The following is a 13,706-nucleotide window of genomic DNA, read 5'->3' as shown; positions in this document are numbered from 1 at the left end:
TCGTGCTAAATGTCCAAACGAAAAAGGACGCTTCCGTTCTCGGCATCCGTAACGACGATGTTTCCTTCGAGTGTGCGCTCTACAATCGGAGCGAGGCCGTAGCGTCTACGGTTCTCCTCACGGTTTGAAGCTCCGTATACGGCCGATATCAAAACATGTTCGCCCGGCTCCAGCTGGACGGTTAACGTCGGAATCATCGTTCTTGGCTTAAGCAGGTTGGTATTGGCCTCCGGGTAAACCATCAACGCGCCGCCGTATCCTTGTACATTGACGATTCCACTGATTCCACCCGGCATCATCGCAGCCACCCGTTGGGGTTCCGCCTTTACCGCTTCGGTCTCGCTCAGGGCAAAATCCGTCATCCTTCCCACGGCAAATCCGCCCTCGGCCGCAGTCAGGCAGCGGCTTGAATGGATATGGTGAATCCGTACATGCCACAGTCCTGCAGGAACCAGCCATGTCCGCACTTCGACATCATGCCAAGGAAGCCATCTAGAGTAAACATACTGCTCTTCGATGCGGAACTCCTCGCAAAAGCGCCGTACACGATAATGCTCATCGCATTCGCTTAGAGCAAGCATCGAATCATAAGCCCCCTGTCCGAGGCCATAATACCCTTTGGGGACACTGAAACCAAACCGCGTAGAGTAGGCGAATTTTGCATATTTGGCTGCACTGTGCGCCATATCAAAGTTAGCCATTTGACCGGAAGCCAGGGCTGTTATATGTCCATCATCCTCCGGTTTGCATATCAGCATTCTGGCATGAGGCTGGACTGACACCGACTTCAAGCTTGGCAGGGGCTCCTCTTCCACCGTCCAGAACGGATGATCATCCGGCAAATCCAATATAAGAAATGACTTAAACGCCCAGTATGGTGATCCCGGCGCATTGTAGCTCTCCCCCATGATCAAATTGGGGTAGGCATACCCGATACTTAACAAGCCGTCTGTCGTAAAGATGGGCTGCGCAAGCCACCACCGCAAATGCCTCATAATGATCCCTTTGATTACGCCGAGGGAAAATGGCTCGACGCCGGCGTATACGAGCGCACACCAGAAGGAAACCTGGGCAAAGCGATAGGTCTGGCTTCGCCCAAAGGGAAGACTGCTTCCATCCTTGGCGAACCAATAAATGAATTGCTCTGCAAACGTCTTCGCCCGCTCCTTATAAATCCGTGCACGTTCAGGATCATGTTGCTCCATCAGCTTCGCATAGATCAGCGTATAGAAGTGCATCGCGAACGGAATATAGTAATCCCGCTGGTCCGTCTTGCCGTCGGAATACCATCCATCGCCTAAATAGTAAGTATCGATAATATCGAGGTACTCATCCATAATGGCTTGATTGTAAGGCATGCCTACCTTCTTGAAACCCATATTTACAAGCACCGTAAACATCAGCCAATTGTTCGGATTGGAATGGTCCACGAGATTGATCTGATTGAGCCACCGGTACAGCTGCTGCTTTTCCTGCTCCTGCAATGGCTCCCACAGCTTGTGCGGAGCAAGCGCCAGTCCAAATCCGAATACCGCCTGCTCGACCATGCGCTGATCCTGGGTCGCAAACTCTCCCCAATACTCGGCATGCTCCGGGTCCGTACCATTCACGACTCCCTTCAGGTACAGGGGCCATAAATCCGATTCGCCGCCCCCGCTGGCATGGGGAATCAATCCCCATAAGGGTCTGGCAAAAGCCTCCATAAGAGCGATGGCTTCATTATGTATGGCTGCTGTAGATCCGAGCGTTAGTCCGGCATATCCCGAGGTGAAGCGCTGCTTCAAAGGCTCCAACATATTCAGGAGAGCCTTCTGCAGATCGGCTTTGGTGCAAAGCGATAAGCCTTGTAACGTTTCATCTGTCAGCTCCATGGTCTTAATTCCCTTCTCTTATCGCTAATTAACTCCAAGACGTAAACTCGCTCGGCGTCATGCCAATTTCCCGCTTGAACAATTTGATAAAATAGCTCTTATTGGCATAACCCAAATAATCCGATATCTCCTCGACGGTCTTATTAGACTGCTGAAGCAGCTGCTTCGCCTTCTGGAGCTTGACCATATTGACATATTCGATAAAATTCTGGTTCGTTTCACGTTTAAACAGGCGGCTGAAGTAGCTTGAATTCAGGTTTAAATAACCTGCCATCTCTTCAAGCGTCAATTTCTCGGTCACATGCTGAATCACATATTTCTGTGCCCGGATGATCTCGGAACGTTTTGAGCGGATGGATAATACGCTTAATCTGCGGGAGAGCTCCGTCAGATATGCCATGATCCAGCTCCGCAGATGCTCCATAGAATGAATATCGTTGATCGCGTCATACAGCTTCTCTTCCGTTATGCTGTCCTGAACCTGCAATGTCACTTTCGTTTTCATCTGTAAGTCCATGAGCAGCTGCAGCACCCATTCTTTCACATCGGCAGGGGGAAACCGGTTCGTTTCTACCCATACCGCCCATTCCTTTACAATCTCCTCCAAATGTTCAGGCCGATTCAAGGCCAGCATGTCATTGATCCGCGAGAAGAATACGGCATATTCTCCATACATATCCCCGCTGGTGAAAGACGCCTTCTCGAACCGGCAGATGCTGGATTCCTCCAGATAAAAGCGATGGCTCCATTCCTTGAGCATGGGCATTAATATGAGCCGGAGCTCCTCAGGTGCTGCGGCTTCCCGTCCCAATAGGCAGGTAACTGATATTTTCAAATATTGTTTCATGGCCGTTATCGCCCGCTGCAAGGAATAGTAGAGTATCTGCTGTTCCTTAACGGGTTCCTCGCAACAGATGAGAACGACCAGCTCTTTGTTGCTGTAATGAAAAATAACGCTGCGATGCATCGAATCGAGCACTTCCTGCAGCACATTTTCGACCGCGAATGCAATCGTATAATCGTTCATTTTGCGGGTCCTTGAAACTTCGGGCATACGGTCGATAGAGACAACGAAAGGCAAGTAATATCTGGCCTGAAGGTCGACACCATTTAACCGGGCATGCTTAATCCACGCTTCCTTCGTCCAGGATAACTGATACAGCGTATCCTTCAGAAGTTTATCTTTTAGGGCGGATCGGTTGAGCGATTCCTTCTGCATATACATCATCACTTCCGCGGCTTTATGCTTTTCCTCGCTCAGATCCACGGCGATATGATGCAGCAGCTGCTGCAGCTGTTCTACATCCAGGCTTTCTTTCAGGATATAATCGCTCACTTTCAGCTTCATTGCTTGTTGCGCGTAGTGGAACTCGTTATGGCAGGACAAAATGACGGCTCGAAACAAGGGATTCACTTTATTGAAATTTTCAAGCATCTCCAGGCCATTCATCTTGGGCATCCCGATATCCGTAATAATAATGTCAGGCTGCTTGAGCTGCGCATCCTCCCAAGCCTCCAAACCGTTTGAGTAACAACCGATCAATTCAACACCAAGCTCTTTCCACGCAATGCTTTGCGACAAATAGCGCACAACAGGATAATCATCGTCCACCAGAATCGCTGTCAGCACCATGCTCACCTCTCTCCACCTCGAATGGAAACTTTAACGTGATGTTTGTTCCAATGTCCTGTTCACTGTGAACCTCCAGTTGGGCGTTAGTTCCGTAGATCAGACGAAGACGCTGGAATACATTCTTGACACCAATACCGGAAAATCCCTTTTTGGCAGGTGCTGCTGCCCCTTGAACCGGGTCCACATTGGCACGCAGCTCTTGAAGCGTAGCCTCACTCATACCGATCCCGTTGTCCCGGACGGTTATGCTGATGTCATTGGCTCCTTTTTCAGTGATATGGACCGCTTCAATAAAGATGACCCCGGCAAACTGCTCATAACCATGAATAATAGCGTTTTCAATGATCGGTTGAATCATGAAGCGTGGAACTAATGCTTGCTCGCAGCCTGCCTCGTAATTCACCTCAAGCCTCACCTGGTTGGCATGCCGGAAATTCATGAGCCGGATATAGTGATGAACCGTCTGCACCTCTTCATGAAGCGGAATAAATTCATTATCGCGATTAATCGTCATGCGCAGCAGGGAAGACAAGGAAGCAATCAATTCGGCGTTCTCCTTATCCCCTTCGATCAATATGTTGAGCCTGATGGAATTCAGAAGATTAAACATAAAGTGCGGGTTGATCTGAGCCTGCAGCATCTCCAGCTCGGCCTTTCGCTTCTTTGCCTGTTCCACGGTAATTTGCTCGATATTGGATTCGATCCTGTCCAGCATATGATCGATCGTCCGTGCGAGCTGAGTCACCTCGTTGTTACCGCGTATTCCCGAGCGGATATCCAGCTGACCCCGGCCAATGCGGGTTATGAAGCCGCTCAGCTCCCTCATCGGCTTCGTAAATGCCGAGATCAACACCATCAGCAGAATACAGAATAAGGTAAAGAAAAGCACCTGCAGCCCAAAACTGATTAATAAAATCTGTTTATACTTGGAAACGGCCGATGATAAGGGAATTAAGCTGACCAGATTCCAAGTATTCGGGCGAATGGACTGCTCGGCGTATACATATTCCCGGCCGTCCATTTCAATCGTTCGTGTAGGCTCATCCTGATTCCACCAGGTCATTCTGCTTCCGATTAGGGACGGATCGGAATGGGAGATGACCACGCCCTCCTCATCCAGCAGCATCATATCCTGGTCTGGATTAGAGCCGCTCTGGAGATGGCTGCGAATCTTACGTTCATTCACACTGATGATGACATAACCGATGATGCTGTTGGAGGATGTTCTTATCGGTCGCCCTATCGTAATCAGATAAGAATCCTCCTTGTCGACAGCATGAAAATAATTGTCCTGTAATCCGACCCAATAGGTTGAGAACGAGGGAATTTGGTTAAGCTCCGCGAACCACGGCTGCTTGTATAAGATGGCCGGATTAAAATCGTTGTGAGAGTAATTGGTATATGTAAAATCGTTCTTTCCCAGGATGGTGACATAATAATCATCATGCTGCCCGAAGAGCTCATCGAGCAGCCGGATTAAGCGGCTGTAGTTTACAAGGATCTCATTCTTGTATTCCTGCGTGCCCTCTTTCTGCCTGGACATAATCTGCTGTCTGATCTCCGAGTTCGTCAGCACCATGTTGGACAGCTCCAATGTTTGATCCAGAACGCTGTTCACATCGGATTGAACAGCTTTTAGTGCATCCTCTGAGCTCACAATGGCCCTGTCCAGCAGAAGATCTTTGGTTAAATAATTGGTAACCCAATATATTCCGCCCAGGGGAAGCAGAAAACATAGCAGTGCTGACCAGATTAATTTTTTTCGCAATGAAAATTTGGGAATCATCACAGATGCAGTCCTCAAATCTTAATGAATTGGAATAGGGAAAACCTGAGTTTTCCCCTTGACCATCCTCGTATCCTATTGCTGCATTAGGCATATCACATTCTGTGTCTCAGCCTAATTTTTATTACTATTCACAACCTCGGTAATCTTCTGATCGATGCTGTCGATCGTTTTGTCCAGATCATGCTTATTCAGAATATACAGCTCTGCTTCCGGAATCACAACATTCTTTGCTTCCTCGGCATATTTTACAGGCACGGGGGCTGACCCTGGCACGGTGTTATTAATCGTATATTTCAGTGACTCCACATCGATCTTCGATGGATCTTTAGAGGAGCCTACGATCGTATCGATCAGCTTATCCGTATCCGACTTGGCCCAGCCTGAGAATACTCTTCCCCCAATTTCCAGGCCTTCGGACGTATACCATCTGACGAATTGATAAGCGGCCTCTTTATTTTCGGATTTCGCTGCCACTGCCATATATGTCGGTTGTACCGGGGAGTAATGTTTGCTTTCCCCTTCCAGTTTAGGCAGAGGTGCAAATACAGTTTCGAAGGTAGCCGGAATGGCGTCCGTTCCTCCGGACTCCGCTACCATCCAATCCCCCATAGGGAGCATAGCAGCAAGTCCGTTGAAGTATTGATTACGGTAAGCCAGCTTTTGCGAAATAATATCTTCGTACGGATTCGCACTCTTATCCTCATACATCATTCGCTTCATCATTTCCAGATTGGCTTTCAGCAGAGGGTCCTTGGCATTGGATGTTCCGTCGCCTTTGAGAAATGTATTATCAGACGGCTTGCTCATCAATTGCAGCTGGAAGTAATCCGGCCAATTGTGCAGGTAAGCACCATATCGTTTCTCGATGCCTTCCCCCTTGGTCAGCTTCTTCGCGTAGTCCTCAAACTCTTTCCACGTCCAGTCCGTAGGGATCGGCAAACCCGCTTCCTCCAACATCGCTTTGTTCATGATCACAAACCAGCGCTGCATCGAGGATGGCAGTGCGTAAATTTTGCCGTTGACTCGGGTATCCACCAAGTATTCATCATCATATTGGTAGCCATCTTGTTCTATGTAGCTATCTAGCGGTTCAAACAGTCCGATATCTGCCCGCTGCGAATAATTCGTATAAGGAAGCTCAACGATATCCAGTTGGTCATTTGATGCGGCCATCAGGTCCAATTTTTGCATGGAAGCAAGCGAATCTCCCTTCTCGTTCAGAAGATCCAGCTCCACCTTGATGTTTGGATGCTTCTTCTCGAACTCTGGAATAATCTTGCTCCACTGCGCTTTTGCATCCGTCTGCCACGTGCTTAATTTCAACACAATTTGATCAGGTGCTGTTTCCTTGCCTGAGTCCGTGCTGCCTTGAGCGGCCGAATCAGACGGCGTGCTGCCTCCACCTCCGCAAGCCGAAACAACAAGCGCAAAGGATAAGCTTAACAACATCGCCGATAATCTCTTGATTTTCATATTGACCCTCCTCGAAAGTAACTGCTTCCCGTTATTCATAGAAGTAAGTGCTTACAAAATCATCCTATCATGATCGATCTTTCAGCGTAGTTCCCAATTTTTACGGAAGCCAAACTATTTTGACTTCTTCTCAGCCCTTTACCCCGCCAAGCGAAATGCCCTCGATAACCTGCTTCTGACCAATCGCAAAAATGATAAGCAGAGGCAATATGGCCGATACGGCGCCAGCCATCATGAGGGAATATACATCCCCGTATTGGTCGCCGAAGAGTCGGATGCCGAGCTGGATCGTAAACAGATCTTTGGACTTCAGGAAAATTAACGGATATTGATAGTCGTTCCATGTCCAGATGAACCGGAGAATAGCGTAAGTAGCGACACCCGGTCGGATAAGCGGAAGGGCAATCTGCCAGAAGGTTCGGAAGTGGCCCGCCCCGTCCATTTTGCCAGACTCGATGTACTCGTTGTTCACGCCCATGAAAAATTGTTTCAACATGAATGCTCCAATAATACTGAAGCTGTTCAATAGGATCAGACCCGCATGGGTATCAATCAGATTCATCCAATTGAACAATAAGAACTGCGGGACCAACGAAGCCTGCGGCGGGACCATGTACAAAGCCAGAACAAGCACAAACATCGCATCTCTGCCGCGAAAACGAAGTTTGGAGAAGCCATAAGCTGCGAGCGCGCACACAAACACATTAATGACGGTCGTAGCGATCGTGATATAGATGGAGTTCCAATAATAACGAACGAACTGTCCGCTCCATACCGTCTGGTAGTTCTCTAGCGCATTCCAATTTTTAGGTATCCATTCAATCGGAAATTTGAAGACATCCATCTCCGGCTTAAAGGAGGTCGATAACATCCATACAAACGGAAGAATAAATAGAATACCGATTAAGGCCATAACGATCGTCCAAATCACTTTGGATATATTTAATTTCATGGGATTTCCCTCCTTTCATTGAAATTGCTTAATAGTTGACCCATTTCTTCTGAGCCAGCATCTGTGCACCCGTGATCAGCAGACAGATCAGGAACAGGATCAGAGCCATGCTGGAGGCATAGCCTGTCTTCAGCTGGTTGAAGGCTGTATCGTACAACTCGTATACGATAACGGTTGTCGAATTAGCCGGTCCGCCTTGTGTTAGCACTTGGATCAGGTCGAAGATCTTGAAGGTACCAATGATTCCCGTCACTAATAAGAAAAAGGTGGTCGGTGATATGCACGGCAGCGTAATGCTGCGAAATTTCACCCATGTATTGGCTCCATCAATCTCGGCAGCTTCATACAGATCTCTGGGGATGGACTGTAATCCGGCAATATAGATGATGATGTTGTACCCTAACAGGATCCACACCTGAATCATCATCAAGGACGGCAGCGCAAAATCGATGTCAGCCAGCCATTTCGGCGGATTGTCTATGCCAAGGGACATCAGCGTCTTGTTCACGGGTCCGAGAGAGGGGTGGAACAACACCTGCCAGACCATGGCGACGGCAACGATACTCGAAATATAAGGCAGAAAGTAAATAACCTTAAAAGCATCCTTCAGATAAACATGCCGGTCAATCAATACCGCAAGCACCAAGGCCAAGATCATTGTAATCGGAACGGTAATAATGAAGACCAGATTGTTAACCAAACTCTGCATAAACGCACTGTCCTTGAATAGGGTGACGAAATTACTCAGGCCTGCAAATTCGATCGCGCCCATCCCGGCAACGAAGTTCCAATCCGTAAAGCTTAGCAGCAAAGACCCAATGACAGGGATTAATGTCAAAATAAACAGCCCGAGCATTAAAGGAGCAACAAATAAATATCCGGCAATTTGCTCCTTCGCTGCCATGCTGAGATGGGCAGATCTGTTGGTTCGTTTCATACGTCTCTCCTCCTGGGCATTTTTGCTTAGCACCATTTCACTTGTATCTCTATTTGAGACCGATGCTGTTGAACGTAGAATCTTGATATCTTCATTGTAAAAAAGTCGCTTACCGCTTATAAGAAATAGAAATGTGCATTTTGGAACGAATTTTACTTTTTGTGCGTTTGCCGAAACAAAAAAGGATGAGCCACGCTGGCCCATCCCTGTATATCCAAATATATTTAATTTCGCTCCGCCCGATACTCCATAATCCAGCAGTCCCGCAGTTCTCCCTCATGCTGTTCATGTTTCTCCAGCAGCCTGACCTTCCGGAAACCGCACTTCTCGTAACAGGCAATCGCCCGTTCATTCCAAGCCTGCGGGTCCATTACAATCCGATCGGCCTGCCTCTGAAACACGAGATAATCCACCATGGAAGTCACGAGCTTCGTACCGATGCCTCGATTCCAATAATCCGGCTCCCCGATGAATTGATCCGTGGCGAATGTTCTCCCGCCCGAATCACTCCCGTCATACCCATACTCGCCTAACGTCTCTTCATCCAGAAGATAGAACTGGATATACCCGATCGGCTTCCCCTCATATTCAATGATGCAGCGAGTCTCATCATCATCCACGTAAAAATGCTCCCGCACCCGCTCCACGTCGTGAGGATTGTCCCGTCCCTCATAATACTGCAGCACATCCGGATTGGACAGCCAAGAAGCTAAGGACCATTCATCTTTCTCCTCCAGCTCGCGAACCGTTATCGGCCCTGCCTCGTACACCAGCATCGTAATCCCCCATCTTCCTTATTAGATCATCCAATTCCCGTGTTTCAGATGACATCCGCAACCATCGTGATAGAGGTTCCGCTCATGCCTACCTCTTGAAAGCCGAAACGCTCATATAATTTCATAGCTGCCGTATTCTCCGGAGCGACGCTTAACGATACCATTTGAATCCCCTGCTCCTTCATTCCTCTGAACAATTCCTTCATCAGGGCTGTTCCAAGCCCCTGCCCGCGGGATTCCGGCAGCAGCGCCATGCCCAGCTCCGGGATGTCATCGCTCACGTAACCGAACCCTTTGTTCCCTTCATCAAAATAACGGATGGTAATCGAGCCTGCCGGCTTGCCTGCGGCATTCACGGCAATGTAGCCCAGATCGCCCGCTCGCCCCCAGTCCTCCACGTATTTTTTCATGAACGGCTCTTCGAGTATGTCTCGACTAAAAGGCTCCTCTCCCTCGGGCACATACAGAGACTCATACAGCATTTCCCGCAAAAAGGATTCATCCTCCCGGCCAGCGACTCGAATATGATATGAATTCATGTGCATCTTCCTTTCCACCCTAGATACGATCCGTCAATGCGGTCCATAACGCCAATCTCTCCGGATCAAAATCGTTCCGACCGTAATGGTCGAGAAAAATATCCTGGTAGTCATCGCTCCCCAGGTTATATCGCAGCGTCCATATTCCCCAATAGAGGTCGTAATGAAGGTCCCCGATTCCGCCATTGCCCAGATCGATAAAACCTTCAAGCTGGAAATCTCTCATAATCAAATTCGGCAGGCAATAATCGCCGTGGAGCAGCACATCATGATCAACCGTTCCCTGCAGCTTCTCAAGGCATAATAGGGCCTGTTCTCTTCCACCCGGAAACCCTTTAATATCTCCCGCTTTGTTCATGATGCCTTCCTGATACTCCTGGACAAGTTCAGCCGTTCGATTCGGAAAGGGACAATCGGCAGCAGATATAGAATGGAGATAACGCAAACTCTCCCCGAACACGGAAGCCAGCCTCTTCGGATCCTTCAGATGACCTTCGGACACTCCATCTTCCCCTTGCAGCGCAACGGTGAGGAGGTAATCGTTCTCGCCATGCTGCTCATAAGCCAGCACCTTGGGAGCCAGGCCTTTTCCGTGTAAATAATTTGACATCAACCCTTCTCTCTTAAGTTCATCCCGTTTCGTTATCTTTAAAAACATAGGTTGGTTCCCTCCCTCGATGTACAGGGTTCTGGCCTGTTCCGAGGAGCTGCTGTCATAGACGACAGCTGTCTGGATATATGGCTGCAAGCTGACAGGCAGCGTCATGATGTCGAATGGAATGCGTACTTTTTTCATCGTTCCTCCACACCGACCCGTTCAATCGGTCGGCCTCAGTTCAATAGAATAAAGACGTCCCCATCGGAACGCCTTCGGATCTGTACTGTATGAATTGGCGATTTGCTGGCCTAATCCTTCCCTTCCAGCCGGTAATTTTCGGTTTAAACTATTTTTGCTCACCTGTTTATTAGTACGGAACGCCTTCGAAGTATACCACCTCGGCTAAGCGAATGTGCAGCGCCTTATGATCCCCGACCGTCAATTGGAGATGGTCCACCGCAACGCCGGATAAGATCCCATCGACTTTCCCCGCGGTGGTCATGATGACCACCTTGGCTCCTTTATGCCGCAGCAGATGCTCAATAAATACCGGTTCAACCAGCGCTGCGTAGTGGGCTGGCTGCGGAATTGCCGGGGTACGCGGCGCGTAATACGGTGGTATAGGTTGGGGCGGGGGATAGGCATAGTAACCCGGTGCATAACCCGCAGACGGCGCTGGATAACCAAGATTGTTATGGTTGTTCATGAAAGACCTCCCATGCCAATATTAATCCTACACCCTTATGTATGTCCGGGAAGGAGCCGCTATGTTAACAATCCTCATATTTATATCAACAAGTAAGAAAATCGTCTATCGACGTACCTTCACAGATGACAGACCGCAGTTAGAAGAAGTTTTTCTTGCGATATCAGGAAGTCACAAGCTTCGAAGTGTATACTTTCTGATATCTTAAGAAAACCGCCCAATAGGCGGTTGTGATGATGCTTGATGTTAATCGTTAGCTCTCCAGCATCATCTTCTCGTCGAATGGATTACCATTCTTGCCGTACCCGGTATTGGTAACCGTCTATACTCGGCTTTTCAAGTCGCCTTCCTTACGCCTTCTGTGCAATCAACTTACTCATCGCATGACGGTGCGGTATACCCGACGAATTGCAATCAAAAATCACCTCAGGGCAGCTGTGAATTAACCAATCGTGATAATGCATCATAAGCTCACCGGACCTCCAGTCGTAAGCGTACGGCTCATCCTCGGGAGGAGGCGCAATGAACGGCTTTTGTACGAACACATTAAGGCAATGAAGTCCCTCTGCCGACGTGAATTTTTTATAATTCGCAAAGATCTCTTCACGATACTCGGGTCGGATATAATGCAGCACGCCGCTGGAATACAGCACGTCAAACTCCGAGTCCAGACGGTAATCCGAAATATCCGCCTTGAATACGTTCACGTGAACCCCGATGTGATCGGCCAATCGCTTCGTTTTCTCAATCCCCGCATCCGAAATGTCGAATGCTGTGACCTCATAGCCGTTACGGGCAAAAAACACGGCATCCTTCCCTTCCCCGCACCCGATATCCAGCAGCTTTACCCTTCTTGTGGGCGGGATCATTTCAAGCACCTGATAACAGGCTGCGTTCGGCTCCGTGCCCCAATAGTACTCCGGTGTTTTATACTCCTCTTCATATATGCTGATCGGCTTGCCCGTCGAAGAATAACCAAACAACTTATCGATGCTGACATCAAGCAGCAGTGAGAGCTCGGGAAGCAGCGCAATATCGGGCATGGTCTGTCCCGTTTCCCATTTGGATACCGCTTGGAACGTAACGCCCAGCTTGTGGGCCAATCCCTCCTGCGTAAGCCCCCGTTCTTTGCGGTAACGATGAATATTTTTGGCTAACATGTCTCTCATACGTATCACACTCCTATATAACCACATTGTAGGGGGCGCTGCACGGGGCACACAATAACCCGATCTTTGAATCCCGGAAGAATTCAACCGCCAGTTGAAATCATCCAAATTCAGGAATTCAGTGTCCAGACATGTTACAATAAACCTGTTTTAGAATCACTATAGATGATAATAAGGGAGAACGCTCGTGAACATTAGAAAGCTGAATACTCATGAAAAACCCCCTATGGACCTGCTGCTCCTTGCAGACCCGTCGATCAGACTTGTAGAGGACTATGTAAAACGAGGTCATTGCTATGTGGCTGAAGAGAAATCGCATCCAATCGGGATCTACGTTCTGCTGCCTACAAGGCCCGATACGATCGAGCTGGTTAACGTTGCCGTAAGCGAGAATCTGCACGGCCAGGGATATGGCAAACAGCTCGTGAATCATGCCATCGGGCAAGCACGTGAGCTGGGATATGCAACGATTGAAGTTGGCACAGGGAGTACCGGCGTGGCGCAGTTGGCGCTGTATCAGAAATGCGGATTTCGGATGACAGGCATCGATCGGGACTTTTTTGTCCGTCATTACGAAGAGGAAATCTATGAGAACGGCATGCTGCTGCGCGACATGGTGCGGTTGTCGTTAGATTTGTAAGGTTTCGGGGCTGGGCTATGCACCACTCCTTCATTCGGTGAATAGGCTATCGCATATTGATTATGGAGGAGAATCTATTGAGCATGAGTCAAAACCCGAGGCATCTTGCTTGGCATGAAACGCTGGAGATTCATGAATTAACCGCCTTTCAGGCTAACCACCTGATGGGGTTCAAAATGTCATTGCATGATATTAAAGACCCTCAGCTCCATGGACTATACACCGAGGCGATCCAAGGAGTAGAACAAAACTTACGAGAGCTTTTACCTTACTATTCGGAAGCCCCAACCGGAACCCGTAGTCTTTCCGGTGCCGATTTGACGGCGTATTACGCTGGCCATCTCTTGGGCTTTGCCAAAACCTCTGTCCGCAGCTACGCCATTGCCATTACCGAAGCCGCAACGCCTAGCGTAAGAGAAACCCTGCAGAAGCAGTTGAACAAAGCCATTGAGCTGCACGGGAAGGTCTTCTATTTTATGTATGCGCGCGGTCTGTATCCATCTTACAATTTGAAGCAGCTGCTGGAGAATGACGTGAAAAATGCCAACAAGGCATTAAGTCTCTAACCTCAGCAAAAAAGCCCCGGGCTACACAAGACAGGTTTTTACGAGATGTTAGTCTCG

Annotated in this window: 13 protein-coding genes; 2 read left to right on the top strand and 11 right to left on the bottom strand. The window is 48.6% G+C overall.

The window, feature by feature from the left end; genetic code table 11:
• Positions 1-5: 5 nt before the first annotated feature.
• The 11 genes from PLA01S_RS27510 to PLA01S_RS27460 all read right to left on the bottom strand — a co-directional run bounded on the left by PLA01S_RS27510 (position 6) and on the right by PLA01S_RS27460 (position 12,443).
• Positions 6-1,871: a DUF2264 domain-containing protein gene (locus PLA01S_RS27510; protein ID WP_127595027.1), complete on the bottom strand. Its 1,866-nt coding sequence runs from the start codon at positions 1,869-1,871 to the stop codon at positions 6-8.
• 28 nt (positions 1,872-1,899) lie between these two features.
• Positions 1,900-3,504 carry a helix-turn-helix domain-containing protein gene (locus PLA01S_RS27505; RefSeq protein WP_246059884.1) on the bottom strand — a complete coding sequence of 535 codons (1,605 nt, stop codon included), beginning with the start codon at positions 3,502-3,504 and terminating at the stop codon, positions 1,900-1,902.
• The gene (locus PLA01S_RS27500; protein ID WP_246059881.1) at positions 3,473-5,272 is read right to left on the bottom strand and encodes a sensor histidine kinase; all 1,800 of its coding nucleotides are present in this window, start codon (positions 5,270-5,272) and stop codon (positions 3,473-3,475) included. Before PLA01S_RS27500 ends, PLA01S_RS27505 begins: the two co-directional genes overlap by 32 nt.
• A gap of 132 nt (positions 5,273-5,404) precedes the next feature.
• On the bottom strand, positions 5,405-6,766 hold the full coding sequence (locus PLA01S_RS27495; RefSeq protein WP_127595023.1) for an ABC transporter substrate-binding protein: 1,362 nt from the start codon (positions 6,764-6,766) through the stop codon (positions 5,405-5,407).
• Between the two features lie 130 nt (positions 6,767-6,896).
• Positions 6,897-7,718 (bottom strand): carbohydrate ABC transporter permease, encoded by an 822-nt coding sequence (locus tag PLA01S_RS27490; RefSeq protein WP_127595021.1) that lies wholly within the window; start codon positions 7,716-7,718, stop codon positions 6,897-6,899.
• A 28-nt stretch (positions 7,719-7,746) separates the two neighbouring features.
• Positions 7,747-8,655 carry a carbohydrate ABC transporter permease gene (locus PLA01S_RS27485; protein WP_127595019.1) on the bottom strand — a complete coding sequence of 303 codons (909 nt, stop codon included), beginning with the start codon at positions 8,653-8,655 and terminating at the stop codon, positions 7,747-7,749.
• A gap of 224 nt (positions 8,656-8,879) precedes the next feature.
• Positions 8,880-9,431: a GNAT family N-acetyltransferase gene (locus tag PLA01S_RS27480; protein ID WP_127595017.1), complete on the bottom strand. Its 552-nt coding sequence runs from the start codon at positions 9,429-9,431 to the stop codon at positions 8,880-8,882.
• Positions 9,432-9,475: 44 nt separating this feature from the next.
• On the bottom strand, positions 9,476-9,970 hold the full coding sequence (locus PLA01S_RS27475) for a GNAT family N-acetyltransferase (protein ID WP_127595015.1): 495 nt from the start codon (positions 9,968-9,970) through the stop codon (positions 9,476-9,478).
• A 19-nt stretch (positions 9,971-9,989) separates the two neighbouring features.
• Positions 9,990-10,766, bottom strand: coding sequence for an aminoglycoside 3'-phosphotransferase (locus tag PLA01S_RS27470; protein ID WP_127595013.1), 777 nt, complete (start codon positions 10,764-10,766; stop codon positions 9,990-9,992).
• A 169-nt stretch (positions 10,767-10,935) separates the two neighbouring features.
• Positions 10,936-11,274, bottom strand: coding sequence for a DUF2642 domain-containing protein (locus tag PLA01S_RS27465; protein ID WP_127595011.1), 339 nt, complete (start codon positions 11,272-11,274; stop codon positions 10,936-10,938).
• Positions 11,275-11,624: 350 nt separating this feature from the next.
• Positions 11,625-12,443: a methyltransferase domain-containing protein gene (locus PLA01S_RS27460; RefSeq protein WP_127595009.1), complete on the bottom strand. Its 819-nt coding sequence runs from the start codon at positions 12,441-12,443 to the stop codon at positions 11,625-11,627.
• A 187-nt stretch (positions 12,444-12,630) separates the two neighbouring features.
• Here PLA01S_RS27460 and PLA01S_RS27455 point away from each other — a divergent pair, with 187 nt between their 5' ends.
• Both PLA01S_RS27455 and PLA01S_RS27450 read left to right on the top strand, forming a co-directional pair.
• Positions 12,631-13,083 carry a GNAT family N-acetyltransferase gene (locus PLA01S_RS27455; protein WP_127595007.1) on the top strand — a complete coding sequence of 151 codons (453 nt, stop codon included), beginning with the start codon at positions 12,631-12,633 and terminating at the stop codon, positions 13,081-13,083.
• An 83-nt stretch (positions 13,084-13,166) separates the two neighbouring features.
• Positions 13,167-13,649, top strand: a complete 483-nt coding sequence (locus PLA01S_RS27450) for a spore coat protein (RefSeq protein WP_100539547.1) — start codon at positions 13,167-13,169, stop codon at positions 13,647-13,649.
• Positions 13,650-13,706 lie beyond the last annotated feature (57 nt).

This window comes from Paenibacillus lautus NBRC 15380 (assembly GCF_004000945.1).
GTDB classification, from domain to species: Bacteria; Bacillota; Bacilli; order Paenibacillales; family Paenibacillaceae; genus Paenibacillus_AQ; species Paenibacillus_AQ lautus.
Note: the sequence above shows the minus strand (reverse complement) of the source record. Positions and strands in the feature narration are given on the sequence as shown.

Bases quoted from the DNA above. Each gene is read 5' to 3' on its own strand.
- PLA01S_RS27495 (WP_127595023.1), bottom strand. From the start codon at position 6,766: ATGAAAATCAAGAGATTATCGGCGATGTTGTTAAGCTTATCCTTTGCG.
- PLA01S_RS27465 (WP_127595011.1), bottom strand. From the start codon at position 11,274: ATGAACAACCATAACAATCTTGGTTATCCAGCGCCGTCTGCGGGTTAT.
- PLA01S_RS27460 (WP_127595009.1), bottom strand. From the start codon at position 12,443: ATGAGAGACATGTTAGCCAAAAATATTCATCGTTACCGCAAAGAACGG.
- PLA01S_RS27490 (WP_127595021.1), bottom strand. From the start codon at position 7,718: ATGAAATTAAATATATCCAAAGTGATTTGGACGATCGTTATGGCCTTA.
- PLA01S_RS27475 (WP_127595015.1), bottom strand. From the start codon at position 9,970: ATGAATTCATATCATATTCGAGTCGCTGGCCGGGAGGATGAATCCTTT.
- PLA01S_RS27485 (WP_127595019.1), bottom strand. From the start codon at position 8,655: ATGAAACGAACCAACAGATCTGCCCATCTCAGCATGGCAGCGAAGGAG.
- PLA01S_RS27450 (WP_100539547.1), top strand. From the start codon at position 13,167: ATGAGTCAAAACCCGAGGCATCTTGCTTGGCATGAAACGCTGGAGATT.
- PLA01S_RS27510 (WP_127595027.1), bottom strand. From the start codon at position 1,871: ATGGAGCTGACAGATGAAACGTTACAAGGCTTATCGCTTTGCACCAAA.
- PLA01S_RS27480 (WP_127595017.1), bottom strand. From the start codon at position 9,431: ATGCTGGTGTACGAGGCAGGGCCGATAACGGTTCGCGAGCTGGAGGAG.
- PLA01S_RS27470 (WP_127595013.1), bottom strand. From the start codon at position 10,766: ATGAAAAAAGTACGCATTCCATTCGACATCATGACGCTGCCTGTCAGC.
- PLA01S_RS27505 (WP_246059884.1), bottom strand. From the start codon at position 3,504: ATGGTGCTGACAGCGATTCTGGTGGACGATGATTATCCTGTTGTGCGC.